Genomic DNA, 26,905 nt, shown 5'->3' with positions numbered 1-26,905 from the left:
TTGTGCATTTACGGCTTCTTCAGCCGAGCCAGCACCGCACGGGTCTGGGTCTGCGCGATCGACGACAGATCATCCATCTTCAGCGGAGCTTCGCCAGGAGCCCGGTGGACGGCGACCTGGATTTCCACCGTCACGTTGCTGTCCTCCACCCCCACGATGTAACTCGCGCCCGGGCCGGTTTCCGTGGTGCTGCCCGCGCGCCAATAGTTGCGCGTGCCGAGTCCGGCGATCGTGCCGGAGGTCCAGCCCTGCGACGGTTTGGTGTTCCACTGCTCGTACGCCGGCGGCCGGTCCAGCGAGGCGAACTCGGCGCGGACGGCGATCCCTGCCTCGTTCGTGGCGACGCCGTCGGTCTTGGACGTGCTGGTGTAGCGGAGGCTGCAGCTCAGGTCGCCGCCGTAGCCGTCGCTTGGCTGGCCTTCCCGGTGGACCGGCGGGATCGGGGTGGTGGACCATTTCGCCAGCGGCTTGGGGTCGAGCAGATCGCAGGCGTTGGAGATCCCGCTCATCGAGTACTTGCCCGGCGGCGCGGTGGGCGAGGCGGTGGTGGACGGGGTCGGGGCGGCGGACGGGGTCGGCTTGGCTTCCGGAGCGGGCGAGCCGCCGGTGAGGGACAGGCCGATCGCGATTCCGACGCCCAGGATCACGACCAGTCCGATCGCGCCCGCCACGATCACTCCCGGTTTGGGGCCGGGCGGTTTCGTCGGCGGGGGATAACCGAATCCCTGGCCGGGCGGCGGATATGGTTGTCCGGCAACGGGATGGTTGCCAGGCGAGTGGGTCATCGAATCCCTTTCAGCCCGTTCAACGCCTTCCGGGCCTGTGCTTCGGCGATCGGCTGGACCTCGGCGCGGTGCATCTGCGCGACCTCCCGGGTACGGCTGAAGTTGAGCCGGACGCGGACCGAGACGTTCTGGTCCACCGCGCAGAGGACGTAGCGCGTGTTCGCGACCAGTTCGCCGTAGACCTCGGAGTGCCAGAAGCCCTCGGTGCCGACTCCGGTGATCGGCCCGGATGCCTTGCCCTCGCCGGTCTTGGCCAGGGTGCCGCGTTTCCAGCTCTCATAAGACGACGGCGCGGTGCCCTCGGTGAAATCGACGTCGAGGAGGATTTCGGCGGAGTTCAGGAGATCGTCGCTGGTGTAGCGGAGCTGGCAGCTCAGGCTGCCGGCGTCGTGCTCGCTCGGGCGGACTTCCTTGTGCTCGGGCTGGCCCTTGGGCGTGGGCGACCACTTCTTCAACGCGGCGGGATCGACGAGATCGCAGGCATTGGCGACGTTGTTCATCGAATAACCCGGCGCGGCGACCGGCTTCGGCGGCGGATCGGAAGACTGCCCGGCCACGACTCCGACGGCGATCCCGGCGCCCAGCACGACGACCAGCGCGGCGATCCCGCCGATGATCCAGCCGGTCCGCCGGGGTTTCGGAGGAGGCGGCGGGTATCCGTAACCGACGGCGGCGAAAGGATTCGTCGGCGGCTCTTCGCGCCCGTTGTCGGTCATCCCCCGCAGCCCTCCGCCCAGCGAACCGGGCGACCCAGCCTGGCTCGACCCGACTATATCCATCCGCTTCCGCCGAGGCGAGACACTGATCACTCTCGTCCCGGGTCCGATGCAACGCTGTCGTGGCGAGCGGGGACATGGGGTTGTGACGACAGTTTCGGATCAGGGGCGGGGGTGGGGGATGTCGGCCGAGGACGACGTCCCGGACACCCCCGGTGGCGACCAGGAGCTGTGGGCGCGAGCCGCGGCGGGCGACGTCGCGGCGTTCTCGGAGTTGTTCGACCGGCACGTCAGCGCGGTGTGGAACTACGCGTACCGGTTGACCGGGTCCTGGGCCACCGCCGAGGACCTGGCTTCGCTGACCTTCCTCACCGCGTGGCGACGCCTCGGCGAGGTGACGTTGGTGAACGACAGCGCCCGGCCGTGGCTGTTCACGGTGACCGCCAACCTGGCTCGCCGGGAACAGCGCCGCCTCGGCCGGTTCGCGGCTGCGCTGCCGCGGCTGACGCGCACCACCGTCGTGCGCGATCACGCGGAGGACGTGGCCGGTCAGGTCGACGCGGACCGACGGCTGAAGGTCGTGCTGACCGCGGTCGCGAAACTGCCTCGGGCCGAACGGCGGGCTGTTGAGCTTTGCCTGCTTGGCGGTTTGTCGACCGCGGAGGGCGCCGCGGTGCTCGGGATCGCCGAACCGAGCGTGCGGGCGCGGATTTCGCGGGCGCGCGCCCGGTTGCGGGAGCTCCTGCGAGACAACGACGTATTGGCGGGGGAGGAGTTCTGATGGCCGACGATCTCAACCTGCCGCCCGAACGGCCGATGCCGGATCTCCTGAAGGAATCCATGTGGAACCGGCTCGTTCCGGAACTGCGCGCACGGCGGCGGCGGAAACTGGGCCTGCCACTGGCGGTCGCCGCGGGAGTCGGCGGGCTGGCTTTGGGCGCGACGCTGGTGTTTTCGCCGGTGCACGACGCCAGTCCGGGCGTGACGCGGGTTCCGGTCGGTGCCAAGCCAGCCGCCAGCGACGCGCGAGTTCTCAAGGCCTGTCTCGACAGCTCACCCTCTTTCGGAGTCGCGTTGTCTGACCCGGGAAGTTGGCGCTCGACGCTCAGGGTCGATCAGGACGCGAAGCGGGGTTACCTCGTCATCCGCAATGCTTCGCTCGCGGCGGTCTGCGTTCTCGACCACGGCCAGCGTTCCGACAGCAACGCGGGCCTGATGGTCACCGACAACAGGGACTGGGTGCACGGGCGCGAGAGCTACGCCTTCCTCAGCGCCGCCCGCCCGATCTGCGGATTCAGCAGTGTCGTCAATCCCCGCCAGCCGAGCGTCGTGTTCGGGGTCGCCAGCCCCGACGTGGCCAAAGTGGAGCTGTACGGGCCGGACGACGCGATGACGCCCGCCTTGCTGAAGGACGGCACTTTCGTCGTGAAATTCGTCGAGGGCGATTCTCCGCATGACGATTACAGCCGAAAATTCCGGGTGACTATGCGCGACGGGCAAGTCCGCGACGTTCCGGGGAGATAGCACCGGACCTGTCTTCGCGCGAAGACTGCTGGGGGAAACGTAATAATGGCACTGGGTTTGACGACGCCTCGATCAGGTCAGGCGCGGCCGGTTTCTGTCCGAAGACGGGTGGATTGGCTGCTTCTCGGCGTGGCGGCCGCGTCGACGTTGGTCTTTATTGTGGTGCACGGTCATCTGATCGACGACACCTATATCACCTTGAGCTACGCTCGCAATCTCGCTTTCCATGGAAATTGGGGATTGCTCGCCGACAGCACCTCGAATACGGCAACCTCGCCGCTGAATGTGCTTTCCCTGGCGGCGTTGACGTTCGTGCTGCGGGACGCGGTTCTCGCTGCGGGCGTGTTGTATGTGGCGTGTCAGGTGCTGCTGGTGCTGGCGCTGCGGAGGCTGGGCACGATAACCGGGTTGCCTCGCTGGTTCCCGGTTCTCGCGACCGCCGCGTTGACGGTGAATCCGCTGCTGGTGTCGTCGATCGGCATGGAAGTGCAACTCGGCGCGGCCGGACTTGGCTGGCTGCTGGTCTTTTCAGCGGAGCGGCGGCCGTTCGCGTTCGGGCTGGTGGCTGGTGCGCTGAGCCTCGTCAGGGTCGATCTGCTGCTCTTCGCCGGAGTTATTTTCCTGTTCCGGCGGCGATTCTGGGTCGACGGCCTGCGCAGCGTGCAAGGCGCGGCGCTCGTCGCGGTGCCCTGGTTCGCGTTCAGTTGGGTCGTCTTGGGAGCCGCCGTTCCGGACACGCTGGTCATCAAGACCCTGCAGGGCGCGCGAAAAGCTTGGGGGAAATGGGAATTCGGCAACGGTGTCGGACTGTACTGGCAGAACCTGCCGGGACAAACGGTGCTCGCGTTCTTGTGCGTCGGGTTGGCGGCGCTGGCCGGGTTGCGCTGGCTGGTCCTGGCGTTGCGCGGTGACGCGGCCTGCCGTCGACTGCTCCCGTTCGCCGCGCTCGCGGTGGCCGGAGCGGGGCACAGCCTGGCGTACGTTCAGCTGAAAGTGCCGCCGTACCATTGGTATTACGGCCCCGGAATCGTCGCGGCGACGCTGTTCGTCTGTGCGGTCGTGGCTCGCTCCGCCCACCGAATCGAGCGCGTAGCCGGGACAGCTATCGTCGTGGCTTTGGTCGGTGCCAGTGTGGTCGGCTATGCCGGGGCCGGTCTGCCGCGGGATTTCGCTCCGTTCACGTCCAACTACACCACGAGCGCGCAGTATGCCGAGATCGGCCGTGAAGTGGGCAGGCTGGCAGCTGGGAGAACGGTCGGCACCGCCGACGAGATCGGCGTGTTGGCCTACACCTGCGACTGCGCGATCATCGACGTCTTCTCTGACCGCGGCCGCATGCCGGGGGCGATCGCCGAACTGGAGGCGCGGGCCGGGCATCTGTCGCGTGGGCTGCTCCGGGTGAACTTCGCCTTCTTCGACTACACCGCGCGGCCGCGAAAGCTGGACCTCGCGTTGGAGCGGGTTTGGGGTCCGCCGCCGCCGGATTACCTTGCGCACTGGACGATTTCCGCGCCGCTCTACGGGCGCGCGGAGTTGTACCTGGTCAAGGCGCGCTAACCACGGCCATGGCTCCCGCACCGGAAGCGCGAAGCCGGAGACACCTCCCGTTCACCTGCCCTGCTTAAGGTCGGCCGCATGTTGCGGGACGTGCGGGAGTACATCGATCGGCTCGGGATCGACGGGCATTCGGTCGCCGAGGATCACGACGACGATCCGGTGTTGATCGACGCGTTCGGCAAGGCCGTCGACACCTGGCGGGAGAACTATCCCTACGACGAGCGCATGCCGCGCGAGGAGTACGACGAGACCAAGTATCTCCTCCAGGTCGAACTGCTCAAGCTGCAGAATTCGATCAGCGAGACCGGCAGCCGGCACGTCATTCTCTTCGAGGGGCGCGACGCCGCGGGCAAGGGCGGCACCATCAAGCGGTTCATGGAGCACCTCAACCCGCGCCACGCTCGTACGGTCGCGCTCGCCAAGCCCAGCGACCGGGAAGCGCACCAGTGGTACTTCCAGCGCTACGTCCAGCATTTGCCGACCGCCGGCGAGATGGTGTTGTTCGACCGGTCCTGGTACAACCGGGCCGGGGTGGAGCAGGTGATGGGCTTTTGCTCGCCCGACCAGTACGAGCAGTTCATGCACCAGGTGCCGCTGTTCGAGGAAATGCTCGTGGAGAGCGGGATCACGGTCACGAAGTTCTGGTTTTCGGTGACCCAGGCCGAACAGCGCACCCGGTTCATCATCCGGCAGGTCGACCCGGTGCGGCAGTGGAAACTGTCCCCGATGGACCTGCAGTCGCTCGACAAATGGGACGACTACACCGCGGCCAAGGAGGCGATGTTCCTCCGCACGGACAACGATCACGCGCCGTGGATCACGATCAAGAGCAACGACAAGAAGCGCGCCCGGATCAACGCGATGCGCTACTTCCTGTCCCGGTTCGACTACGAGGGCAAGGACGAAAAGATCGTCGGGGAACCGGATCCGCTGATCGTGAAGCGCGGGCGGGACGCGGTCGGCGACTGAATCCCGTCAGTCCAGCACGTCGGGTTCTTCCTCGACGATCAGGTCCTCCAGCAGGCGGAAGTTGTTGCGCGCCATGTTCGCGCTGCCGAATTGACGGGCGGCGAGCGTGGCTTCCTCGGCGGTCATCACGCGAGGCGTACCGGCGGCTTCGGCGAGGAGTTGCATCTGGCAGGCGCGTTCCATCGTGATGAACCACCACGCCGCCTCGCCGACGCTGCGGCCGACGGTCAGCAATCCGTGGTGGCGAAGGATTGCCGCGCGTTTCGAGCCGAGCCGGGCAGCGATGCGCACGCCCTCGTCGCGTTCCAGGACCAAGCCTTTGTACTCGTCGAAAAGCACGTGATTTTCGTAGAAGGCACAGGATTCCTGGACAATCGGGTCCAGCAAACGATTCAATGCCGACCACGCGCGGCCGTGGATCGTGTGCGCGTGTGCGACGGCGACGACGTCCTCGCGGGCTTCGTGGATGGTCGAGTGGATGGCGAAGGCGGCCTTGTTCGTGCGCCGCGTTCCCTCGACCACTTTGCCGTTCTCGTCAAGGAGAAGCAGGTCGCTGACCTTGATCCGGGAGAAGTGCACCGCGTACGGGTTGACCCAGAACCGGTTCGGGAACTCGGGGTCGCGCGCGGTGAGGTGCCCGGCGATGCCCTCGTCGAAGCCGTACCGGGCGAACAGCCGGAAGGCGACGGCGAGCTGGCGTTTGCGGTGCGCGCGTTCGGCGGCAACGGAATCCAGGCGTTCGGGCAGGGTGTCGAGGTCGAGTTCGGCTACCGGGGCGTCGGTCATCAGCATCTCCCAATGTTGCCTGTCTGGCAACAAGGGTGCCTCGGAGGCACAACGGGAGTCAAGCGATCACGACGAGGACTTCCGCGTCCGGCGCGCCGCGCAGGGTGTGGTCGGTGCTGCCGGGGAACTGCGCGGAGTCGCCCGCGGCCAGGAGGTGGGTTTCGCCGGCCAGGGTCAGTTCGAGCTGACCGCTGACGACGTGCAGCCACTCTTCGCCGCGGTGCTGGGTCGGACGAGGTGGGACGGACTTGCCCCGCAGCGTCACGAGTGTCGCCTCAAGCGCGGACGACGGCGGGGACAGGTGGGTCATGGAAGCGCCGCGAGTGCCGTACGTGACGGCGTCCTCGCGCTTGACGATCGGCGAGCGGCGTTCCTCGGCGGCGACGAGATCGGCGACGCTGACGTCCAGCGCCCGCGCGAGAACCACCAGCGTGCCGAGGCTCGGCACCCGCTGGCCGCTCTCGACCCGGGACAGATAGCCCGGCGTGAGGTCCGCGGCGGCGGCGACCTTGTCCAAGGTCAGGCCGCGTTCCAGGCGAAGCTCGCGCAATCGTCGCGTGATCCGCTGCTCGGCTTCTTCCGCCTCCTGGCTCATCCCCCCACTGTAAGCGGCTCAGCCCTCGAGGAACTCCAGCCGGTTGCCGACCGCATCGAAGGTGTGGAACCGCCGCCTGCCGGGGATTTCCGCGGGGTCGGCCCACGTCACGGACCGGCCGGCGGCTTCGATCGCGGCGGCGACCGCATCCACGTCGACCACGAACGCCGGGTGCGCCTTGAGCGCCGGACGGAAATCCGCCTCGACGCCGACGTGCAGTTCGCCGTCCGGCCCGCCGACGCCGGGCACCTGGAACCAGCAGCCGCCGCGTGCCGCCAGCAGCGGCGGTTTCGGCAGTTCCGGCCAGCCGAGCACACCGGTGTAGAACGCGCGTTCGTCGTCCTCCGCGCCCGCTGGGCAGGCGACCTGCACGTGATGGATCATGCCTCGAAACCTACGCCAGCTCAGCGGGTTTCGGCTCCGGGAAAGCGTAGAACCGCACGGCCAGATCACGCGCCTCGTCGGACGGACCGGGTTTGCGCGCGGCGTAGCGGTGCACCAGTTCCAGGTACTCCGCCTCGAACTCCTTCAAGTCCTTGTGGCTCAGCCGGATGCCGGCGCGGCTCCCGGCGGTCCAGCCGTCGAAGGTGTCGCGGCGTTCGGCGGCCCAGGCCATCAGGCGCACCTCGCGGTCGTACTTCGCGTCCAGGTAGGCGGCCAGCTTCGGCCGGTCCTCCTCGGGGAAGTCCTCCGGCCTGGCTTCGTTCGTGCTCTGCGGGACAGAGTGCCAGCGGCCGTCGCGGGCGCGGCGCGTGTATCCGGCGTGGGTGAGGGTCAGCAGCGCGGCCGGAACGTCGATCGACGGGATCTGCGTGCGCAGTTCGGCCGACGTGGCGGGCAGCAACCGGAGCAACCGCTGGTAGTTCGGGTTCGTGTGCACAGCGATGTCGCGCATGGTCAACGGCCGCGGTCGCGCGTTCCCGGCGAGCAGAGCACGCGCACGCAGCATCAGGAACACCGCGATCGGCACCTCCGCGAGCAACGCGGTGCCGAGGCTGGCCCACTGGTCGGGGCCGCCCCAGTCGAGGACGACGTCGAACCACGCGTCGCAGCACAGCAGCGCGGCGGTCGCGGCCAGCATCGGCACCGAGGCGCGGCTGCGGCGCATCCCGAGCAGCACGGAGGCGGCGAAACACAACAGCAGAACGATGTCGAAGCCGACCCAGGCGACCCGCCACTGGCTCGTGTCGAAGTGCTCGGGCAGGGTCAGCCCGAGGTAGACGGTCCACGGCACCAGGAACACCGCGATACCGGCGAGGATGGCGAGAAGCACGCGTCGGAACACTCGATCGACGCTAGCCGCGCCGGCGCCGGGGAACATCGGGGAAGTTCCCGGAGATCGACCCCGAGAAAGCGTCTACTGTGGACGGTCGGCGGCGAGGGCCTGCCAGTGGTCGGCCTCGGCGGTCGCGCCGCGGGCGCGCAGCATCCGGGTCAGGCTCAGCATGCCCTGGACGTCGCCGGTTTCCGCGGCTACCCGGAAGCAGCGTTCGGCCTGTGCCAGGTCGCTGCGGGCCTCGGCGAGATGCCCCAGATTGGTGAGCGCGGGGATGCTGCCGTGCTCGGCGGCCTTGCGGTACCAGGCCGCGGCTTCGCCGTCGTCGCGGCGATTGCGGGCGAGGACGCCGAGGTTGGTCATCGCCGCCGCGTCGCCCGCCTCGGCGGCTTCGAGGTACCAGGTCTCCGCTTCTTCGAGGTCGCCCCGGCGGTGCAGCAACAGCCCCAGCCGCACCTTCGCCTCGACGTGCCCGCCCTTCGCGCCGCGACGGAACCATCGCTCGGCGTCGCCCTCCCGGTTGGCCCGTTCCGCTTCCCGGCCCAGCAAGCAGGTCGCGGAGAGTTCGCCCGCGTCCGCCGCGGCTCGCCACCAGTGCGCCATCTCCTCGGGCGCGCCGAGTTCTCGCAGGACAGCGCCGAGGTCCAGCATCGCGGTCGCGTCGCCGTCCTCGGCGGCTGCGCGGCACCAGCCCTCGGCGTCGGAGTAGCGGCCGTCTTGGACCAGCAGGTGGCCCAGCAGTCCGGCCGCCTCCGTCGCGCCGGCTTGGAACGCGGCGGCGTACCAGTGTTCGGCGTCGCCGAGACGACCCTGGTTTTCGCAGGTACGGGCGTATCCGGCCATCCCGTGCGGTTCACCGGCCTGCGCGGCTTCGTGGTACCAGCGGGCGGCTTCTTCGTCGGCGCCGCGTTCGGCGAGGAGGTGGGCCAGCGCGGTCATGGCGATCCGGTCGCCGCCGTTCGCGGCCCGCCGGTACCACTCCTCGGCCTCCGCCGCATCGCCGCGTTCGCGCAGGTCAGCAGCGACCCGCGTCATCGCCACGACGTTGCCGCCCTCCGCCGCCTTCCGGCGCAGGTAGTCATCGACTCGGGTGTTCCACTTCCGCAGCCGCCCGGGCATCTCGCACCCGCTCCTTTCCGGCTCCCCACTCAAGTCAATCGTTTCGCGACGCGCCCGCGTGACACCTTCGCGAGCGTTATCCACCCCCGCTGATCTGGGCTTTTTCGTTGACCGGCAACAACTGGCCCGACGTGGTCCTTGCCACGGCTCGAGCGCTGCCGAGAGTGTCTGCGCGATTACCGGCCCGGCGACAGGCATACTCCGGCTCCCCGAAGTCCCCGCCCGAGAGGATCCCGCGCACCATGGCCCGGCCGTTCCCCACCAAGCGCACCGTGCTGCTCGCGGTCGTGCTGCTCATCGCTGTCGTCGGGTTTTGGTACGGCCAGCGAGAAGTCGGCAACACCCAGTCCGAGGCGGCGCCCGCGTCCGCCGCGGACGCGACGAAGCAGCTGTCCGAGCTGAAGATCGGCGCGCGCGGCACCATGACCGGCTATTCGCGCGACAAGTTCAAGCACTGGGACAGCCAGGGCGACAACTGCGACACCCGCGAGGCCGTCCTCAAGCGCGCGGGCAAGGACGTCAAGGCGGGCAGCGACTGCAAGCCGACGTCGGGCACCTGGCTCAGCGTGTACGACGGCCAGACCTGGACCAAGGCGACCCAGCTCGACATCGACCACATGGTCCCGCTCGGCCAGGCGTGGGTGAGCGGCGCGCGCGACTGGACGCAGGAGAAGCGCGAGCAGTTCGCGAACGACCTCACGCGGCCGCAGCTGTTCGCGGTGACGGCGAGCGTGAACCGGCAGAAGAGCGACAAGGCTCCGGACGAGTGGAAGCCGCCGCTGGTGTCGTTCTGGTGCACCTACGCGACCGACTGGGTCACGGTGAAGCACTACTACGGGCTGACGATCACCGACATGGAGAAGAACGCGCTGCAGGACATGCTGAAGCGCTGCCCAGCGTGACAAGCTGGGCCCCATGGCGACCTTCGCACTGATCCACGGGGGCGGCGGCAGCGGCTGGGACTGGCACCTGGTCGCCGCGCGGCTCGAGGCGTCCGGCCACGAGGTCGTGGCACCGGACCTGCCCATCGAGAACCCGCGGGCGACGCTGACCGAGTTCACCGACACCGTCGTCTCGGCGATCGGCGACGCCCAGGACGTCGTCGTGGTCGGCCATTCCTACGGCGGGTTCACCGCGCCGCTCGTGGCGGAACGGGTCGGTGCGCGGCTACTCGTGTTCGTCGCCGGGATGGTGCCCGCGCCGGGCGAAGCTCCGGGGGAGTGGTGGGGCAACGTCGGCTTCGAATCGACCGAGGGGTTGAGCGTCACCGAGCAGTTCATGGCAGACGTCCCGGCCGAGCTGGCGGAGGAAAACGAGCGGCGCGGCCGGGATCAGAACAGCGCGGAGTACAGCGTTCCGTGGCCGGGCGAGCGGCTGCCGGACGTGCCGACGAAGGTCTTGTTGTTCCGCGACGACCGGTTCTTCGCCGCGGATCTGCTGCGCCGGGTCGCGCGCGAGCGGCTGGGAGCGGACGCGGACGAGATGGCCGGCTCCCATCTCGCGCTGCTGAGCCGTCCGGACGAACTGGCGGACCGCCTAATGGCGTATTACGCGACGGCGGCTGGCTGACCAGGCGCTGTCCCAGTTGCGACATGTCACAACCGCGACACCGCGAGCTAGTGACGTGAACCCCGGCTCGCCCCGAATCTTGTGCGATGACGTGGAGATCACGAGCCATCACTCTCGGCTGCACGGGCGCACTGGTCGCGGCACTCGGCCACGCGGCGCCCGCGGCGGCCGAGCCCGCGAGCGGTTCACCGACGCCTGGTCCCGGTGAACGGCACACGGTCACCTTGCTCACGGGTGACGTCGTGCAAGTCGAAAGCGTCCAAGGCGGCAGGCAGATCGCGACGGTCCGGCCGGGCAAGGGGCGGGAGAACATCCGCTTCACGCAGTCCGAAGTGGACGGAAAACTGCAGGTCATCCCGGCCGACGCGGTGTCGCTCGTCGCGGACAAGCGCCTCGACAAAGCCCTGTTCAACGTCACCGACCTGATCGCGCAGGGGTACGCCGACGAGTCGAGCCCGACGGTGCCGATGATCGCGCACTACGCGAAGGGCGTCTCGATCGCTGCCGCGCCGGCGCTCGCCGCCACCACGCAGGGCGCCGAACTGCCCAGCGTGAACGGCCGTGCGGTGCGGGAAGACAAGAAGCGCGCCGGGGAGTTCTGGAAGTCCTTCACCGGTCCGCACGCGGCTTCCGGTGCGGTGGAACGGATTACGCTGGACCGCAAGGTGCACGCGTCGCTCGACCGCAGTGTCCCGCAGATCGGGGCGCCGGAGGCATGGGCGGCCGGATTCGACGGATCCGGCGTCGCGGTGGCCGTGCTCGACACCGGTTACGACCCCAACCACCCGGACCTCGCGGGCAAGGTCGCGAAATCGGCCAACTTCTCGACCAGCCCGGACGTCGTCGACCGGTTCGGCCACGGCACGCACGTCGCGGCGACCATCGCGGGCACCGGCGCGGCCGCGGGCGGCACGCGCAAGGGCGCGGCACCCGGCGCGAAGCTGTACGTCGGCAAGGTGCTCGGCGACGACGGCACGGCCTCGTCTTCCGAAGTCCTGCAAGGGATGGAGTGGGCCGCCAACTCCGGCGCCAAGGTGATCAACATGAGCCTCGGCGGCGGCGCGACCGACGGCACCGACGACCTCAGCGTCGGCCTCAACGAACTCACCGCCCGCACCGGCGCGCTGTTCGTGGTCGCCGCGGGCAACGACGGACAGGAAGGCGCGTCGACCATCGGCACGCCGGGCACCGCGGATTCCGCGCTGACCGTCGGCGCGGTGGACCGCAAGGACGAGCTGGCCCCGTTCTCCAGCATGGGCCCGCGGCAGGGCGACCAGGCCGTGAAGCCGGACATCACCGCGCCCGGCGTGGGAATTGTCGCGGCGCGCGCGGCCGGCACTTCGCTCGGCGAGGTGGTGGATCAGTACTACACCGCGGCGTCCGGCACGTCGATGGCGACTCCGCATGTCGCTGGTGCGGCGGCGATTCTGGCGCAGCGCTATCCACAATGGACCGCTCAGCAGCTCAAGGACGGCTTGGCCAGCACGTCGAAGCCTTCTGCGGGACTGAACGCGTTCCAGCAGGGCGGCGGTCGAGTGGACGTCGCGGCCGCGGCGGTGCGTCCCGGAGTCTTCGCGACCGGCACGCTGAACCTCGGCCCGGTAACCAACGACAGCGGTCCGGTGCGCAAGGAAATCACTTACACCAACACGACTTCCGCGCCGGTCACTCTCACGCCGAAGCTCGACCTGCGCCGCGGTGACGGTGCCACTCCTGGCGACGCGGTGAAGCTCGACAAGTCCACTGTGGAGGTTCCGGCCAACGGGACCGCGACAGTCGCGATCACTGTCGACTCGGCCGCGCTGGTGCCTGGCAACTACACCGGCAGCGTTCTCGTCGGCGCCGTGCACACGACGGTCGGCCTGGTGAAGGAACCGCCGAAGCACAAGGTGAGCATCACCGGCATCGGGCGCGACGGCAAGGCGTACCCGATGGATCTGCAGCTCTTCGGCGACGACATGCGGTACGACATCGTCCGGACCATCCAAAGCGACCATCCGTTCGTCACCGAACTCCCGGAGGGCACCTACTACGCCCGCGGGATGTTCCACACCGGACTGGCTCCGGACGAGGAACTCGCGATCGTGCTCAAGCCCGAGTTCACCATCACCAAGGACCTGAACCTGGTGCTGGACGCGCGGAACGCGGTGCCGGTCGAGATCAAGACGCCGCGGCCGTCGACGCTGGAAAACATCATCAGCAGCTACGCGCACCGCGAATTCGGCTCCCGCAAGATCTCGAACTACGTCATGGAATTCCCCGGCGTCCGGCACATCTACGTGACGCCGACGCAGAAGGTGAAGAACGGAACGTTCGAATTCGGCTCCCGGTGGCAGCTCACCGCGCCGATGCTGACCGCGACCACGTTGCCGTGGCTCGGCGTCAAGACCGAACTGTTCTACTACGCCTCGTCCCCGACGATTTCCGGGATGAAATGGCTCGACGTCGTCCCGGTCGACGCGAACAAACCGGAGCAATACGCCAAGGCGCGCGGGAAAATCGCGGTGGTGACTCCCGCGAAGGACGGCACCAACCCGGAAGAGGCGGCGAAGCTGGCCGCCGCCGCGGGCGCCGCGATGGTGATGGTCGTCAGCCTGCCCGACGAGCACACGTACGCGCACTGGCAGCCGCGCGGCAAGCGGTTGCCGATTCCCGCCGTGCGAGTCACGAACGAACAAGGCATGAAACTGGCCGACCGGGCGAATTTCGGTTTCACGAGCATGCTCCTGCACGGCACGCCGGTGAGCCCGTACCTGTACGACATCATGCAGGTGACGCACGACCAGATTCCGGACAAGATCGTCTACCAGGTCAGCGAGCGCAACACCGCGACGGTCACCGCGAATTACCACGCGACCGGCAAGGACGAATGGCTTTCCGAGCAGCGGTTCGGCTGGCGGCCGTGGGAAAAGACCGCGATCAACCAGTATCAGCGGTACGCGCACACCGGAACCGCCCGCGAGGAAATCGTTTCGACCGACGAGACGATCTGGCAGCACCGGGTGAACAACAAGCTCAGCTGGGACACTTTCCAACCGCTGGGGGTCGGCATGCTCGAACAGCCGCATACGCTGAGCCCTGGGCAACGGACGACGGAAAACTGGTACGCGCCGGTGGTCCGCCCGGCGATCCCGCGCGGAGCCGGACTGGAAACCTCGCGCACCGGCGACACTTTCGCCTTCCGCATCCCGGAGTTCGCCGACCCGGAAACCTCGCACTACGCGTTCTCCGAAGCGGAATTGGGCGATGAGCAACCGGACCAGGTGAGCGCGAAGCTTTACCAGGACGGAAAACTCGTCAAGGAAGGCCCGGCGGCGTGGGGCAAGTTCCCCGCTTCGGCGGACCCGGCGAAGTACCGGCTCGACCTGGCGCTGACCAAGTCCACTCCGGACTGGGCCTACGGCACGCACACCGAAACGTCGTGGACCTTCGGGTCGAAGCGGCCCGCCGAAGGCAAAACGGACCTGCTTCCGTTGCTGCAGGTGGATTACGGCGTGCAGACCGATCTGGCGCAGCAGGCACGCGCCGGACGTTCGCTGCCGGTCGAGTTCACCGTCCGCAACCAGGACGGCATGGCCGCGCCGAAGAATCCGCGGCTGACCGTCGAAGTGTCCTATGACGACGGTCGCACGTGGACGAACGTCAAGCGGATGGACAGCCTCGGCGGCGGCCGCTTCCGCGCCGTGGTCGACCATCCGCGGCTGGACCGCACCAACGGGTTCGTCGCGCTGCGCGTGCACGGATCCGACGGAGACGGGAACGCGGTGCAGCAGACGGTGATCCGGGCCTACGGGCTCTCCTGAGAAAGAGGCAGCCGGATAACCCCCCGCGGTTATCCGGCTGCCGCAGGCTCGTCGAGCCAGCCCTGCCTGCTGACCTCCCACGCCAGCTGCATCCGGGTCTGCACGTTCATCCGGGTCATCAGGTCGTGGATCCGCCGCTGCACGGTCCGCTGGCTCACCGCGAGCCGCGTCGCGATCGCCTTGTCGGTCACCCCGGCGACCAGCAGCGACAGCAGGTGCAGTTCGTCGCGGTCCGGACCGGCGCCGCCGGGAGCGTCCTGCGGAGTCCCGTCCGCGCGCAGCGGCCACGCGCGTTCCCAATAGCTTTCGAACAACGCGATCAGCGCGGCCAGCAGACTGCTCTCGCGGATCAACGCGGCGGTCGGTTCGCCGGAGCCGTCGAGATTCTGCACCAGCGGGCACAACGCGATGGTGCCGTCGGCGATCGCCAGCCGCACCGGAACCACGGTGGACGACCGCGCCTCCTCGCCGTGCCGGATCCCGTGCGCGACATTCTCGATCATGCCGGGCTCTTCCAGCATCGCCCGCTCGTAGACGACCCGGTACCGCACGCCGCGAGCCAGCGCGTCGTACTCGTCGGCGTTCTCGCCCGACGCCATCGCGATGTGCCCGGCCCGGCAGAACCACAGCAGCTCGTGCCGGGCGCCGACCTGGATGTTCGTCAGCTGCTGCCGGATCGCCGCGCTGCCGGTGATCACCTCGACCAGCTGGGTCGCGTCCCGCCGTCGCGCACCGCCGCGGTACTCCTCGGCCATCCGGCTCACCGCGGTGCGCGCCCATTCCAGGGATTCCTGCCCGCGCATCAGCAACGGCCCGAACGCGACGTCCGGCGGCGACGGCGCGTACCGCGGCTCGTCCCCGGCGACCAGGCTGACCAGCCCCTTGGCGTGCAGCGAACGCAGGATCGCCGACACCTGCGGCGCGCTCAGCCCCAGCTGCTCGGCCACCTGCCGCGGTCCGGCGTCGAACATCCCCACGAGGAGCCGGTAGACCCGCTCTTCCTCCCCAGTCACCCCGATTGCGTCCAGCATCCGGCGAGCGTAAGGCACCGGCAACGGGAGCGAACGAGACAAAACCGGACAGCGCCCGCCGGGGACCAGTCCCGGCGAACCGGACTACAACCGGGCCTGCCGTCCCCGATCAGGAGGCTCGACGATGACCGACGATCCCCGCCCCGCGACGTCCCCCGGCCCGGATGACCAGGTCTTCCCGGGAAGATCGCGCAAACCGCTCGCCCGGCGTCCGGCGCTGTGGATCGGACTCGCGTCCGCGGCCTGCTTCATCACCGGGATCGTGTTCTTCCTGCTGCCGGTGACTGCCCTTTATTACCTCGACGACGCCGGGAACCCGACCGACGTCCGGGCGATCTACGGCACGCGAAGCGACCAGATGCTGGGGCTTCCGGCGAATATGTTCGGCCAGGGCGACCCGCCGACGGACACCACGAGCGTCCGGATCGGCTGCGGCACGGCGCTCAGCTCGCCGGAGAGCTGGCTGATCGCCGAGGCGCACGGTGCGGAAGGCTGTGCGGCCGCCGAACGGCCGCGCATGATCGTGGGCTGGCTGGGAGTCGGGCTAGGGGTGCTCGGCGCGGCCGGACTCGTGGTGGGCGGCCGCCGTCAGCTGAGGCCGAACGCCGCCCAGACGCACTTGCCGCCCTCAGCCGGGTCGTAACCCCAGCGCCGGGACAACGCGCGTACCAGCTGCAGCCCCCGGCTGCGCGCCGCGGACGGGGCGACCGGTTCCTTCAGCTGCGGAATGGAGGCAGAGGTGTCGAAGACCCGCACCATCAGTTCGCCGTGTTCGAGCCGCAGTTCCAGCCGGTCCGGCCGGTCGCCGTGCTCGAAGGCATTGGTGACCAGCTCGGAGGTCGCCAGCAGCACGTCGTCGCGCAGCTGGGCGGGAACGTCGAGCTGGGCGAGCGCGGCGCGAACCTGGGCCCGCGCGATGGCGGGCGCGGTGACGTCGTCCGGAAGCTCCAGAAGCACGGTGGCGGCAGTCGCCCCGGTGCTCCTGGTCGGCATCCTCGACGTCGTCATGGCTTCTGCACCTCCCGGCCGCTGTGCTCGCATGTGGTGTTTACCCAACCCGGCCGAAAGCGAATCAGGTGCCCTCGGTGATGTCAGTCTCGGCCAGTCCGGTACGGAGCTTTTTCAGCGTCGCCGCGAGCAGCCGCGACACCTGCATCTGGGAAACCCCGACACGGCGCGCGATGTCCGACTGGCTCATCCCGGACCCGAACCGCAATGCCACGATCTTGCGCTCGCGCTCGGGCAGACTGTCCAGCATCGGCCGCAGCGCCTCGCGCAGTTCGGCTTGGCCGAGGTTCGCGTCCGGCGCGCCGAAGCGCGTGTGCGCGGAGTTCTCCAGCAGGTTGTCCAGCGAGGCCCCGTAACGGCCTTGACCGGCCCGCAGGCCTTCGTAGACGTCCTCGATCGGCACGCCGAGATGCCGCGCGATCTCACTGGGCTTCGGCGCGCGCGAAAGCCGCACGGTCAATTCCTCGCGGGCGGCCGAGATCGTCGCGTTGAGTTCCTTGAGCCGTCTCGGCACCCGGACCGACCAGCTGTTGTCGCGGAAGTGGTGGCGCAGTTCGCCGGAGATCGTCGGCACCGCGAAGGCGAGGAAATCGGTGCCCTGCGCCGGGTCGTAGCGGTCCACGGCGTGGATCAGCCCGACGGTCGCGATCTGCACGAGGTCGTCCATCGCCTCGTCGCGGTTGCGGAATTTCCGGGCGAGATTGCGCGCCAGTTCGAGATGCTCGCGCACCAGCTGGTCCCGGATCTCCTCGCGGCGCGGCGCGTGCTCGGGCAGCTGCGTCAGCTCGTGGAACAGTGCTGCCACGTCGGTGGGCTTGTCGCCGCCGGCGGGGTTCGTCACGAGCTGGCCGCCTCACTCTCCCGGACCAGTTGCACCCGGGAGAGGTACCGGCCGTCGGCCGGGGTCACGGTGCGCCGCGCGGAGGTCGCGAGCGCGGTCAGCAGCTGCCAGGACAGACCGGTCTCGTCGCCGTGCTCGGCCCGGTCGGAGACCACCGACACAGTGACCTCGATCCGGCCCTCGAGCCAGGAGAACACGCAGGTCAGCTTGCCGTCGGCGGCCGAGGGCAACAGCATCGAACAGGCCTCGTCCACGGCCATCCGCAGGTCCTCGACCGCGTCCAGGTCGAAGTCCTGGCGCATCGCGATGTCGGCGACGATGGTGCGCAGGGTGGGCACCACGTGCGGGATAGCCGCCGTCCGCACCTCGATGAGCTGTGCGTCCTCGCGCTCGAGCGGGGCGTTCTCCTCCACGTGCTGTCCTCTCTCCGGCGTGCCACGCCAGTCTTTCGTGCCCGATCTGCCACATGCCCGGGGGGTGAGCAAACCAAACCCGCGTTTGACCGCCGCGACCGGCGGGCATGTAGCCGTCGAGTGTGCTGATCCCGGGAAAGGTGGGGACGACATGGCTGACGTGAGCCGACTGCCCAACGTGGTGGCCGAGGAGTGGGAGTGGCAGCTTCAAGGCTCGTGCCGCGGAGCGGACAGCAGCCTGTTCTTCCATACCGACAATGAGCGCGGTTCCGCGCGCGAGCGCCGCGAGTCCCGTGCCAAGGCGATCTGCCACACCTGCCCGGTGCTGGCCCAGTGCCGCAAGCACGCGATGACCGTCGAAGAGCCGTACGGGATCTGGGGCGGGCTCGGCGAGATCGAGCGCCGCGAGCTCTTCATGCGCGAACGGCGAGCGAAGCGCAAGACGGTGTCCGCCTGAGCTGACCGACCCCCGCGACCCGCGCGCCCACCTGCGGCGCGCGGGGTGCTGTGCGTCCGCCGTCGCCCGCGCGCCAAGGGTGTTGCCATGTGCCGACGCGGACTCAGTCACCCACTGGGTTAGGGTTGGGTCTCCAGATGCTTGGGACCGTGACACGGTTGCCTCTTGAGACAACAGGCGCGTACCGGCGCAGGAGCAGCGCCTGACGAGGAGAAACTGCATGCCCGCAGCCGACCAGAACGCCACTCCGCCCGGATTCGGCATCACGCTGGACACCGCGGCCGCCGAGCCGAGGGTCGTGGTCACGGGTGAGCTCGATCTGCTCACCAGCCCGCAGCTGCAGGAAGCTCTTGCCGGATTGATCGCGGACAAGAATTCCCGTCGCGTGGTGGCCGACCTCACCGGGGTGACCTTCTTCGACTCATCGGCGCTGAACGTCGTCCTGCACGCCCAGCGGCAGGCCGGGGAGCAGGACGTCGAACTCGAGGTCGTGCCGAGCCCGGCGGTCAGCCGGGTGATCGAGCTCACCGGCGTGGCCGAACACCTGAGCGTGTCGGAGGAACCTCCGGCCTGATCTCCCGATACGGTCGCGCGGACTCTGAAATGGTCCGCGACCTGGGGGATAACCATCATGATGGGGCGCACACACGCCCTGACCGGCTGGTGCGCGGGGCTCGCCCTCGCGCCCGCGGTCGGCGTCGGCTCGGTGCACCAGGCGGTGGTCTTCGCGGCCACCACGGCCGGCTTCGCGTTGCTGCCGGACCTGGACCATCCCAGCGCCAGCGCGACCCGGCTGTTCGGCTGGCTGACCGGCGCGCTGTCGTGGCTGCTGCGCCGGGTGTCTGCAGCTGTATACGCCCTGACGAAGGGCCCTCGCGACGAAAAGGTGACCGGCACGCACCGGCACCTGTCGCACACCCTCTTGTTCGCTGTCGCCCTCGGCGCGGCTACCTCCGCCGGCTGTACCGCCGGCGGGGCTTGGGCCGTGCTGGGCGTCTTGCTCTTCGGCTTGCTGCTCGCGGTCGCGGCTCTGGGCGATTGGCTGCTGCTGCCCTATGGCGGAGCGGTGGCCTGGTGGTACTTCACCGCGCCGGATGACCGGGTAGCTCAGCTGGCTGACATCTCCGGCTGGCTCGGCGTGGCCGTCGCGGCCGGCTGTTTCGTGCACTGTCTCGGCGATTCGCTCACCGAGTCGGGCTGCCCGTTCCTGTTCCCGCTGCCGATCGCGGGGGAGACCTGGTACGAACTCCGCCCGCCGAAACCGCTGCGGCTGCACACCGGGAAGAAGGTGGAGACGCGGCTGGTGTTCCCGGTGTTCGCGCTGGTGGGGATCTTGCTGGTGCCGGGGGTGTGGGACTGGACGGTCGCCACGGTGGAGCACCTGTTCACGCCATCGGCTTCGCAGACCGCGACTCAGTAAGACTCACCGGACGGCGCGCTGATACCGATCCCCGAGCGCACGCACGGCCTCGACGAGTTCGGGCGGTTCCGTCACCGTGAAGTCGACCCCGAGCGAACCGAGATGAACCGCAAGAGTCTCGACGCTGTCCGCACCCGTATCCAGCACGCAACGGTTGTCGTCAAGCGGCGTGACAGCGCCGATCGCGGGATTGATCCGCTCGGCCAGCGTGTCCGCGGACACCTGCGCCACGACTCGCGCCCGGTACCGCCACGCGGCTGAGGACACGCCCCGGCGGACTTGGTCGACGGCCTCTTCGGGGAGGTCGCGGGGCGGGAACCGGGGCCCGGCCGGGGTGCGCGGGCTGATCCGGTCCACCCGGAAGGTCCGCCAGTCGTCCCGTGCGGTGTCGAACGCGACGAGGTACCACCGGCGGCCCCAGTTGACCAGCCGGTACGGCTCCACGTCTCGCCTGCTCTCGGTGCCGTCGTGGCCGAGGTAGTCGAAGCGCACGCGTTCGTGGTCGCGGCAGGCGGCGGTGAGGGTGCTGAGGACGCCCGCGTCCACCCGCGGGCCGAGGTCGTCCCGGGGCACCGCGACGGCGTAGCGCTGGATGGCGTCGACGCGCCGCCGAAGCCGGGCGGGCAGGACTTTCTCCAGCTTGGCCAGCGCGCGCAGCGAAGTCTCCTCGACGCCGGTGATCGTGCCTCCGGCAGCGGTGCGCAGCCCGATCGCCACCGCGACCGCTTCCTCGTCGTCGAGCAGCAGCGGCGGCAGCGCGGCCCCGGCCCCGAGCCGGTAGCCGCCGACCGAACCGCGGCTGCCGTGCACCGGATAGCCGAGGGTGCGCAGGCGTTCCACGTCGTTGCGGATGGTGCGGGGACTGACCGACAGCCGTTCGGCCAGTTCGCCTCCGGTCCATTCGCGGGGCGTCTGGAGCAGCGAGAGCAAGCGCAGCAACCGCGCCGAGGTTTCCAGCATTTTTTCAGTATCCCTCGCGAATAGGAACGTAGCTTGCCTAATCGGCTCCTACGGTGGGGACAAGTCGGAAAACGGAACCGCACGGAGGAACCACGCATGTATCTCGTCATCGGAGCCACCGCCCACTTCGGACGTCAGGCAGTGGAAGAACTGGTCGCCGCGGGTGCGCCGGTGCGGGCGCTGACCCGCGCCCCGGAGCGGGCCGGACTCCCGGAAGGGGTCGACGTGGTCCGCGCAGATCTGACCAAGCCCGAGACTCTGCCGCCGGCGCTGGCCGGGGTGGAAGCCGCGTTCCTGGTCCTCCAGTACGGGATGGACGTCGCTCCGCTGCTCGCGGCCGCGGTCAAGGCCGGGGTGCGGCGGCTGGTGCTGCTGTCCTCCGGAGCGGTCGTTCCCGGCGCCGAACACCAGCCTGACGTGATCGCCCAGTACCACCGTGACGTGGAGCGGGCCGTCGAGGAGACCGGCATCGAGTGGACGTTCCTGCGGCTGTTGTTCCCCGCCATCAACTCGCTGACGTTCGCGATGCAGCTTCCGCACGGCGACGTCATCCGCGTGCCGTATGCCGAAGCGGCGTTCAGCGCCGTGCACGAACGGGACGTCGCGGAGGTCGCCGCGCGGATCCTGACCGGCGGCGGGCACGCCGGGCAGGCCTACGATCTGACCGGCCCGGACTCGCTGACCCAGGCGGACCAGGTTCGCGTCCTCGGCGAGGCGCTGGGGCGTCCGCTCGTTGTCGAAGACCTCGACCCGGAGCCAGTCCGGGAGCAGATGAGCCAGTTCATGGACCCGGAATTCCTGGCCGCCCTGTTCGACCTCATGGCACAGACGGTCGGCAAACCCGCACCGGTCAACGACATCGTCGAGCAGATCACCGGGCACCCGGCCCGCACCTACGCCCAGTGGGCCGCGGATCACCGAGCCGACTTCAGCAACTGATCGACAACCGGAAGGACCGCACCATGACGCTCGGGCGGCGAACGCTGGGACGCGCTCTGCTGGCTCGTCAGTGGCTGCTGGAACGGGCCGACGCGACCGTCGAGGAGGCGGTCGCGCGGCTGGTCGGCATGCAAGCGCAGGCGCCGTACGCGCCTTACTTCGGGCTCTGGAGCCGGATCCGGGCGTTCCGCACCGCCGACCTGGCGGACGCGCTGACCGAACGCCGGCTGGTGCGGGTGGCCCAGATGCGCAGCACCGTTCACCTGGTCACTGTGGCGGACTATCGCGCCTTGCGTCCGTGGTCGCAAGACGCGCTCGACCGCGAACTCGACACCGCGTTCAAGGCGCCGCTGGCAGGGGTGGACCGCGCGGCCGTGGCGGAGTCGGGCCGGGCGTTGCTTCGCGCCCGGCCGCTTACCCCCAAGGAACTCCGGGCGGCATTGCACGAACAGTGGCCTGACCGCGAGCCGCACGCGCTCGCCACCGTCGTGCGCAACCTCGTGCCGCTGGTGCAAGTGCCGCCGCGGGCGGTCTGGGGCATCGGCGGCGCCACCCGGTACGCGGCGGCGGCCGACTGGACCGGAACCGAACCGGCCTCCGCCGCCGATGCCGAACAGATCGTGCTGCGCTACCTCGCCGCCTTCGGCCCGGCCTCGGCCGCCGACGTGCAGACCTGGGCAGGCCGAACCCGGCTGCGTCCGGTCCTGGAAAGCTTGCGGCCGCGGCTGGCGGTCTTCCGGGACGAAGGCGGGACGGAGCTGTTCGACCTGCCGGACGCACCCCGCCCCGCCGCCGACGCTCCGGCACCGGTCCGCTTCCTGCCGGAGTACGACAACCTGCTGGCCTCGCACGCCGACCGCACCCGGGTGATCTCCGCCGAAGACCGCAAACGCGTCATGACCGGTAACGGGATGCGTGCCACTTTCCTGGTGGACGGTCAGGTCGCCGGGGCGTGGAAGCTGCGGCAGGACAAGACGTCGGCGACGCTGGAGATCGAGCCGTTCCGGCCGCTGACCGCCGCCGAACGCGCCGAGGGCGAGACCGAAGGTTCGCTTCTGCTGAAGTTCGCGGCTCCTGGCGCGGACCACGACATCCGCGGGATTACTCCTCGAACCTAGGCGCGCCCGAGTAGTCGCGGGAGTGCACGATCCGGCCGTCGCGCACCGTCAGCACCATCGCGTACGTCGACACATACGGCTTGCCCTCGTACTCGCCGTGCAGGTCGTACTCCGCCACCAGCACCTCCGGATCGCTGGTCTCGTGCACCACGACCCGGTCTGCCTTGGTGATCCGGCGACGCTCTCCGGCCTGGTGAAAGCGTTTGCGCAACTCCTCCCGGTCGCGCGTCACCTTCGGCACTCCGGCCGGCGCGAACGGGATTTCGATCACGACGTCGTCGGAATACAGGTCGGCGAGGTCGTCCCAGCGGTTGTCGACAGCCGCGTCGAGGAAGCGCTGGAAGACCTCCTTCGTCCCGTGCAACGCGGTCGCCGCGCCGTGGTTCGGGTAGTCGCGGTACCGGGTGATCTCGCCGTCCCGCACGGTCAGCAGCCCGGCGGACGACGGGAGCCGGTAGCTGTGCCCGGTGTGCGGGTTGCGGCCCTCGGCGACGAGCTCGACGGCGAACCCGTCCGCGGTCTCCGTGGTCGTGACCTCGACTTTCTCCAGGCCGATCCGGGCCGCGACGGCGCTGCCCGCGCCGAGCGTGGCCAGCACTGCGTCCCGGCCGGCCGAGCGGTGGCCGGTGAACGGGATTTCGTAGACGGCGTCCTCGGCGAGAACGTCGGCGAGCGGCGCGGAGTCGAAGGCGCTCAGCGCGTTCGCGACGATCTCGGCCACTTCGGCCACGGTGCGGGGCATCGGAAACCTCACTCGGGAAGACGGGGGATAATCGGAACGGGGCACCCGCTTACGACAATACGGAGCCGGTACTCCGGTTGTCAACGAGGGTCTGGAGATCTGAGACACGGTCGGCAGCGGCGCAGATCGTTCCAAGGAAGAATCGGACGACCGCACCACTTTGAGAGCAGAGGAGACAGCCGGTGGAGAAGCCTGCGCTCCGCGCGGACGCGCGCCGGAACCGCGCCCGTGTGCTGGCTGCCGCCGAAGCAGCGTTCGCCGTCGACGGGCTTTCGGTGCCCCTCGACGACATCGCGCGGCTGGCTGGCGTCGGCGCGGGCACTGTCTACCGGCATTTCCCCAGCAAGGAAGCGCTGTTCCAGGCCGTCGTCGTGGAACGGCTGGAGCAGTACGGCGTCGAGGCGCAGGAGTTGATCGACTCGGACGCGCCCGGCGAAGCGTTCTACGACTACTTCACGCGCGTCATCGAGCAGGCGTCGCGTAACCGTGCGATCTGCGAAGCGCTCGGTGAGACCAGCGGTTCCGCGTACAAGGCCGAAGCAGCGGAGCGGTTTCGCGTGAACCTCACTGCGCTTCTGGAACGCGCGCAAGCCGCGGGCGCTGTACGCACGGACATCGACGGCGAAGACCTGCGCGCGCTCATCGTCGGCGCGCTCGCGGTGGAGCGGTTTACACCGGACAGCCGGCACCTGGTGCGCGTACTGCTGGACGGTCTGCGCAAGGTCTAGGTCCTGTCCGGCGGCTCAGTGCATATCTAAGTGACGGAGCCGGCGTCTGCGGAATGCTCCGCCGGGCAGCCTTCAGGGCAAGGGCCGGGACGGTGTCACCTCTTGCGTGTGGACGACGACGTCGAACCAGCTCGCGAGCGACCCGCCCGACATGTGGTAGGCCGCATCATCCCGGGGGTCGTAGAACGAGCCGATCAACCGCGTGCGCGTCGGGGCGTCCAGGAGGCGGCGGATCGGCTCGGGTAGCGATGTGCCGAGATCCAGGACGTATCCCGCCATGTTCTCGGCGGCCGCATGCAGCAGGCTGTCGACGAAGTCGGGGCGTGGAGCGGGCAGGGGCTGACCGATCGAACCATGCGCCATGGTCAGGCCAACGGACCGGTAGTCCAGTCCCAGTCGTTCCCGCAGGTATCCGCCCATATTCTGGTGCGACTCCAGGGGCTCGGAGGGGGACACGGTACGAGGGGCGCCGATGGCGGTGTGCGCCATACCGCCCCAGTAGACGACCTTGTCGCCGGTGAGCTGCTGCCACCAGCTCACACCGTCGGCCAGCGTGCGTTCCAGTTCGGCCAGACCATCGAGCCGGGTGGTATGCCGCACCGGTTCGGCAGGGAACTGGGCGAAACGTACCGGGTCGCCGGGGTGACGCTTGTTATAGGACCGCATCCAGTGGACGAGATCGAGGATCTCGGCGGTCTGCCAGAACGGCCGTGCCCTTCCCAGCAATGCACGAGGGTCTCCATCGCCGGTGGCGACATAGACGTCCAGGTCGAGGCGGCCAGGGTCGTCGCCCTCCAATGCAAGGGAGCGGAACCCCTCTTCTTCCACCAGCAGCCGCACGATGCGATGCGCCACGTCCGATAATTCGCGTGTCTGTCGGGCAGCTGCTCCAAGCGCCACGATCTTGGCGTCCCGCACCAGTGGGGCGAGCGGCCGCAGATCGTCCAGTGGCTCGTCAGGCTTCCTGTTCACGAGCGCATGGGAGTTCTTCTTGATCCATTCGGTCACTGTCTCCATTGGCCTGCCCTTCATCCCCGAGCTCCGCTTCTCGCGGACCACTCCAGAAGATCGTCTTACCTCAAGCTTGGTTGAAGTAAAGAGCCTGTGACGTCGATTTGGCGCTCATCGCTGGAGAGGCCTGTAGCGGCTCAGTGCGGATCCAAAGGCGTATCGCGAGCACCGTCACGGATCCGTGGAAGACGTAGGCGCGCTTGTCGAACCTCGTGGCCACCGCCCGGAAGTTCTTCAAGGCGTTGATCGTCCTCTCGACTTCGTTTCTGCGCTTGCAGATCGCCTTGTTGAAGCCCGTGGGCCTGCCACCTCGACTGCCGCGACGTTGGCGGTGGGCTCGCTGGTCCTTCGGCTCGGGGATGGTGTGCTTGATCTGGCGTCGCCGCGGGTAGCGGCGGTTTCGGCGAGAGGAGTATGCCTTGTCTCCACCGAGATGGATTTTGCATGTCAGTCCGCCCCGAGAGCGTCCGAGTCCCTCGTCGGGACGGTGTTGCCGGGGCGTGCGCCTTTTTCCCGGCACCCTCGGCGGACTCTTGCATGCGCCAGCTGCGTGCTGATGGGCACGGCAGGACGTCGAGTCCACGCTCGCCATCGACCAGTCGATACGGCCCTCGGCATCAGCATCGACCAGGACGGCCGCGAAGATCCTGTCCCAGGTGCCGTCCGCCGACCACCGCCGATGCCTCTCGTACACCGTCTTCCACGGATCGAAATGTTCAGGCAGATCCCGCCACGGCGCCCCGGTCCGGAGCCGGAAGAGGATCCCGTTGATGACCCTGCGATGGTTCTCCCCACGTCCGCCCCTCTGCCCTGTCATGGGCAGATGCGGCTTCAGCCGTGCCCACTCCTCATTCGTCAGATCTCCCCGCCCCATAGCCATGCCAACGACCCGTCACTGAAGCAGTCACATGATCCGCCGGACGGGCCCTAGCGGCGACCGGTGCGCAGGTGGATGCGCTCGCCGGACTTGCTGAAGAGACTGAGGATTTCGACGTCGCCCTTGCCGGCGGCACCGAACCAGTGCGGGATGTGGCAGTCGAATTCGGCTGCTTCGCCGGGTCCCATGATGAAGTCGTGATCGCTCAGGCGTACGCGTAGGCGTCCGCGCAGAACGTAGAGCCACTCGTGCCCGTCGTGGGTGCGCAGGTGGGGCTCTTCGTCGTGCGCCGGGATGAGCTGTTTGTAGGCGCGGATTTCCCCCTGGTGCCGGGACAACGCGATCAGCACGCGCCCGTCCTTCTTCGCGGGTTGCTGGGGCACGCGCGGGTCGACGATCCGCGGCGCGGTGACGATCTCGTCGAACGGGACGCCCAGTGCCGCGGTGATCGGCAACAGTAGTTCGAGACTCGGTTTGCGCTGTCCGGATTCCAGACGGGACAACGTGCTGGTCGAGATGCCGGTGGCTCGCGCGAGGTCGGCGAGGCTGACGCCCTGTTTGTCCCGCGCCTGTCGCAGCCGGGGCGCGATCTGCTCGAGCACGCTGTCGACGGTGGGCTGGTCGCTCATGCGGCGCAGTCAACCAATGCGTCCCGGAAACG

Annotated in this window: 29 protein-coding genes and 1 pseudogene; 14 read left to right on the top strand and 16 right to left on the bottom strand. The window is 68.8% G+C overall.

The window, feature by feature from the left end:
- Positions 1 to 8: 8 nt before the first annotated feature.
- A complete protein-coding gene (locus tag FKO37_RS01920) occupies positions 9 to 785 on the bottom strand; it encodes a hypothetical protein (RefSeq protein ID WP_238603577.1) in 777 nt (258 codons plus the stop codon).
- On the bottom strand, positions 782 to 1,501 hold the full coding sequence (locus tag FKO37_RS01915; protein WP_043837725.1) for a hypothetical protein: 720 nt from the start codon (positions 1,499 to 1,501) through the stop codon (positions 782 to 784). The genes FKO37_RS01920 and FKO37_RS01915 overlap by 4 nt, the downstream gene beginning before the upstream one ends.
- A 181-nt stretch (positions 1,502 to 1,682) precedes the next feature.
- On the opposite strand from FKO37_RS01915, the gene FKO37_RS01910 reads away from it, so the two are divergent.
- The 4 genes from FKO37_RS01910 to ppk2 all read left to right on the top strand — a co-directional run bounded on the left by FKO37_RS01910 (position 1,683) and on the right by ppk2 (position 5,551).
- Positions 1,683 to 2,282, top strand: coding sequence for an RNA polymerase sigma factor (locus FKO37_RS01910; RefSeq protein ID WP_043837724.1), 600 nt, complete (start codon positions 1,683 to 1,685; stop codon positions 2,280 to 2,282).
- Entirely contained in the window at positions 2,282 to 3,025 is a 744-nt protein-coding gene (locus FKO37_RS01905) for a hypothetical protein (RefSeq protein ID WP_238603576.1), read from the top strand. Before FKO37_RS01910 ends, FKO37_RS01905 begins: the two co-directional genes overlap by 1 nt.
- Positions 3,026 to 3,133: 108 nt before the next feature.
- On the top strand, positions 3,134 to 4,582 hold the full coding sequence (locus FKO37_RS01900) for a hypothetical protein (protein WP_238603575.1): 1,449 nt from the start codon (positions 3,134 to 3,136) through the stop codon (positions 4,580 to 4,582).
- Positions 4,583 to 4,660: 78 nt separating this feature from the next.
- Positions 4,661 to 5,551, top strand: coding sequence for a polyphosphate kinase 2 (ppk2, locus tag FKO37_RS01895; protein WP_043837720.1), 891 nt, complete (start codon positions 4,661 to 4,663; stop codon positions 5,549 to 5,551).
- Positions 5,552 to 5,557: 6 nt separating this feature from the next.
- Here ppk2 and FKO37_RS01890 read toward each other — a convergent pair whose 3' ends face one another.
- The 5 genes from FKO37_RS01890 to FKO37_RS01870 form a co-directional block, all read right to left on the bottom strand.
- The gene (locus FKO37_RS01890; RefSeq protein ID WP_037807676.1) at positions 5,558 to 6,337 is read right to left on the bottom strand and encodes a class II aldolase/adducin family protein; all 780 of its coding nucleotides are present in this window, start codon (positions 6,335 to 6,337) and stop codon (positions 5,558 to 5,560) included.
- Between the two features lie 58 nt (positions 6,338 to 6,395).
- A complete protein-coding gene (locus FKO37_RS01885; protein ID WP_051728593.1) occupies positions 6,396 to 6,932 on the bottom strand; it encodes a helix-turn-helix domain-containing protein in 537 nt (178 codons plus the stop codon).
- An 18-nt stretch (positions 6,933 to 6,950) separates the two neighbouring features.
- Complete coding sequence (locus FKO37_RS01880) at positions 6,951 to 7,316, bottom strand: glyoxalase (RefSeq protein ID WP_238603574.1); 366 nt, start codon at positions 7,314 to 7,316, stop codon at positions 6,951 to 6,953.
- A 10-nt stretch (positions 7,317 to 7,326) separates the two neighbouring features.
- Entirely contained in the window at positions 7,327 to 8,217 is an 891-nt protein-coding gene (locus FKO37_RS01875) for a hypothetical protein (protein ID WP_238603573.1), read from the bottom strand.
- Positions 8,218 to 8,289: 72 nt separating this feature from the next.
- A complete protein-coding gene (locus FKO37_RS01870) occupies positions 8,290 to 9,327 on the bottom strand; it encodes a tetratricopeptide repeat protein (RefSeq protein WP_238603572.1) in 1,038 nt (345 codons plus the stop codon).
- Between the two features lie 242 nt (positions 9,328 to 9,569).
- Here FKO37_RS01870 and FKO37_RS01865 point away from each other — a divergent pair, with 242 nt between their 5' ends.
- From FKO37_RS01865 to FKO37_RS01855, 3 genes are all read left to right on the top strand, one after another.
- Positions 9,570 to 10,229 (top strand): HNH endonuclease family protein, encoded by a 660-nt coding sequence (locus FKO37_RS01865; RefSeq protein WP_134663874.1) that lies wholly within the window; start codon positions 9,570 to 9,572, stop codon positions 10,227 to 10,229.
- Between the two features lie 13 nt (positions 10,230 to 10,242).
- A complete protein-coding gene (locus FKO37_RS01860; RefSeq protein WP_238603571.1) occupies positions 10,243 to 10,896 on the top strand; it encodes an alpha/beta fold hydrolase in 654 nt (217 codons plus the stop codon).
- 86 nt (positions 10,897 to 10,982) lie between these two features.
- Positions 10,983 to 14,699 (top strand): S8 family serine peptidase, encoded by a 3,717-nt coding sequence (locus FKO37_RS01855; RefSeq protein WP_238603570.1) that lies wholly within the window; start codon positions 10,983 to 10,985, stop codon positions 14,697 to 14,699.
- Between the two features lie 29 nt (positions 14,700 to 14,728).
- Here the strand turns inward: FKO37_RS01855 and FKO37_RS01850 are convergent, their stop codons facing one another.
- Positions 14,729 to 15,730 (bottom strand): LuxR family transcriptional regulator, encoded by a 1,002-nt coding sequence (locus FKO37_RS01850; protein ID WP_238603569.1) that lies wholly within the window; start codon positions 15,728 to 15,730, stop codon positions 14,729 to 14,731.
- 124 nt (positions 15,731 to 15,854) lie between these two features.
- On the opposite strand from FKO37_RS01850, the gene FKO37_RS01845 reads away from it, so the two are divergent.
- On the top strand, positions 15,855 to 16,373 hold the full coding sequence (locus FKO37_RS01845) for a hypothetical protein (protein WP_238603568.1): 519 nt from the start codon (positions 15,855 to 15,857) through the stop codon (positions 16,371 to 16,373).
- On the opposite strand, the gene FKO37_RS01840 is transcribed toward FKO37_RS01845, so the two are convergent.
- From FKO37_RS01840 to FKO37_RS01830, 3 genes are all read right to left on the bottom strand, one after another.
- Positions 16,319 to 16,738, bottom strand: coding sequence for an ATP-binding protein (locus FKO37_RS01840; RefSeq protein WP_037807271.1), 420 nt, complete (start codon positions 16,736 to 16,738; stop codon positions 16,319 to 16,321). The two genes, FKO37_RS01845 and FKO37_RS01840, sit on opposite strands and share 55 nt — an antisense overlap.
- A gap of 64 nt (positions 16,739 to 16,802) precedes the next feature.
- Positions 16,803 to 17,579 carry a SigB/SigF/SigG family RNA polymerase sigma factor gene (locus FKO37_RS01835; RefSeq protein ID WP_037807274.1) on the bottom strand — a complete coding sequence of 259 codons (777 nt, stop codon included), beginning with the start codon at positions 17,577 to 17,579 and terminating at the stop codon, positions 16,803 to 16,805.
- Complete coding sequence (locus tag FKO37_RS01830) at positions 17,576 to 17,992, bottom strand: anti-sigma factor (protein ID WP_037807276.1); 417 nt, start codon at positions 17,990 to 17,992, stop codon at positions 17,576 to 17,578. The genes FKO37_RS01835 and FKO37_RS01830 overlap by 4 nt, the downstream gene beginning before the upstream one ends.
- A gap of 151 nt (positions 17,993 to 18,143) precedes the next feature.
- Here FKO37_RS01830 and FKO37_RS01825 point away from each other — a divergent pair, with 151 nt between their 5' ends.
- The 3 genes from FKO37_RS01825 to FKO37_RS01815 all read left to right on the top strand — a co-directional run bounded on the left by FKO37_RS01825 (position 18,144) and on the right by FKO37_RS01815 (position 19,869).
- Entirely contained in the window at positions 18,144 to 18,449 is a 306-nt protein-coding gene (locus FKO37_RS01825; protein ID WP_009086013.1) for a WhiB family transcriptional regulator, read from the top strand.
- Positions 18,450 to 18,669: 220 nt separating this feature from the next.
- Entirely contained in the window at positions 18,670 to 19,023 is a 354-nt protein-coding gene (locus FKO37_RS01820) for an STAS domain-containing protein (RefSeq protein WP_009086015.1), read from the top strand.
- A 60-nt stretch (positions 19,024 to 19,083) separates the two neighbouring features.
- The gene (locus tag FKO37_RS01815; protein ID WP_037807679.1) at positions 19,084 to 19,869 is read left to right on the top strand and encodes a metal-dependent hydrolase; all 786 of its coding nucleotides are present in this window, start codon (positions 19,084 to 19,086) and stop codon (positions 19,867 to 19,869) included.
- 3 nt (positions 19,870 to 19,872) lie between these two features.
- Here FKO37_RS01815 and FKO37_RS01810 read toward each other — a convergent pair whose 3' ends face one another.
- The gene (locus FKO37_RS01810; protein WP_037807278.1) at positions 19,873 to 20,829 is read right to left on the bottom strand and encodes a YafY family protein; all 957 of its coding nucleotides are present in this window, start codon (positions 20,827 to 20,829) and stop codon (positions 19,873 to 19,875) included.
- Positions 20,830 to 20,925: 96 nt separating this feature from the next.
- Here FKO37_RS01810 and FKO37_RS01805 point away from each other — a divergent pair, with 96 nt between their 5' ends.
- Entirely contained in the window at positions 20,926 to 21,768 is an 843-nt protein-coding gene (locus FKO37_RS01805) for an NAD(P)H-binding protein (RefSeq protein WP_037807280.1), read from the top strand.
- Between the two features lie 23 nt (positions 21,769 to 21,791).
- Positions 21,792 to 22,886 carry a winged helix DNA-binding domain-containing protein gene (locus tag FKO37_RS01800; RefSeq protein WP_238603567.1) on the top strand — a complete coding sequence of 365 codons (1,095 nt, stop codon included), beginning with the start codon at positions 21,792 to 21,794 and terminating at the stop codon, positions 22,884 to 22,886.
- On the opposite strand, the gene FKO37_RS01795 is transcribed toward FKO37_RS01800, so the two are convergent.
- Positions 22,870 to 23,628, bottom strand: coding sequence for a nuclear transport factor 2 family protein (locus FKO37_RS01795; RefSeq protein ID WP_238603566.1), 759 nt, complete (start codon positions 23,626 to 23,628; stop codon positions 22,870 to 22,872). The genes FKO37_RS01800 and FKO37_RS01795 overlap by 17 nt on opposite strands.
- 182 nt (positions 23,629 to 23,810) lie before the next feature.
- On the opposite strand from FKO37_RS01795, the gene FKO37_RS01790 reads away from it, so the two are divergent.
- On the top strand, positions 23,811 to 24,356 hold the full coding sequence (locus tag FKO37_RS01790) for a TetR/AcrR family transcriptional regulator (protein WP_037807285.1): 546 nt from the start codon (positions 23,811 to 23,813) through the stop codon (positions 24,354 to 24,356).
- 72 nt (positions 24,357 to 24,428) lie between these two features.
- Here FKO37_RS01790 and FKO37_RS01785 read toward each other — a convergent pair whose 3' ends face one another.
- The 3 genes and pseudogenes from FKO37_RS01785 to FKO37_RS01775 all read right to left on the bottom strand — a co-directional run bounded on the left by FKO37_RS01785 (position 24,429) and on the right by FKO37_RS01775 (position 26,873).
- Positions 24,429 to 25,364, bottom strand: a complete 936-nt coding sequence (locus FKO37_RS01785) for an erythromycin esterase family protein (RefSeq protein ID WP_238603565.1) — start codon at positions 25,362 to 25,364, stop codon at positions 24,429 to 24,431.
- Between the two features lie 148 nt (positions 25,365 to 25,512).
- Positions 25,513 to 26,241, bottom strand: a pseudogene (locus FKO37_RS01780) (IS5 family transposase); the annotation flags it as partial.
- 53 nt (positions 26,242 to 26,294) lie between these two features.
- Entirely contained in the window at positions 26,295 to 26,873 is a 579-nt protein-coding gene (locus FKO37_RS01775; protein WP_037807286.1) for a helix-turn-helix domain-containing protein, read from the bottom strand.
- Between the last annotated feature and the right edge of the window lie 32 nt (positions 26,874 to 26,905).

This window comes from Amycolatopsis sp. Poz14, assembly GCF_006704225.1.
In the GTDB taxonomy this organism is placed as follows: Bacteria; Actinomycetota; Actinomycetes; order Mycobacteriales; family Pseudonocardiaceae; genus Amycolatopsis; species Amycolatopsis nivea.
The sequence above is the reverse complement of the archived record's forward strand: the minus strand, read 5'-3'. Positions and strand labels throughout refer to the sequence as shown.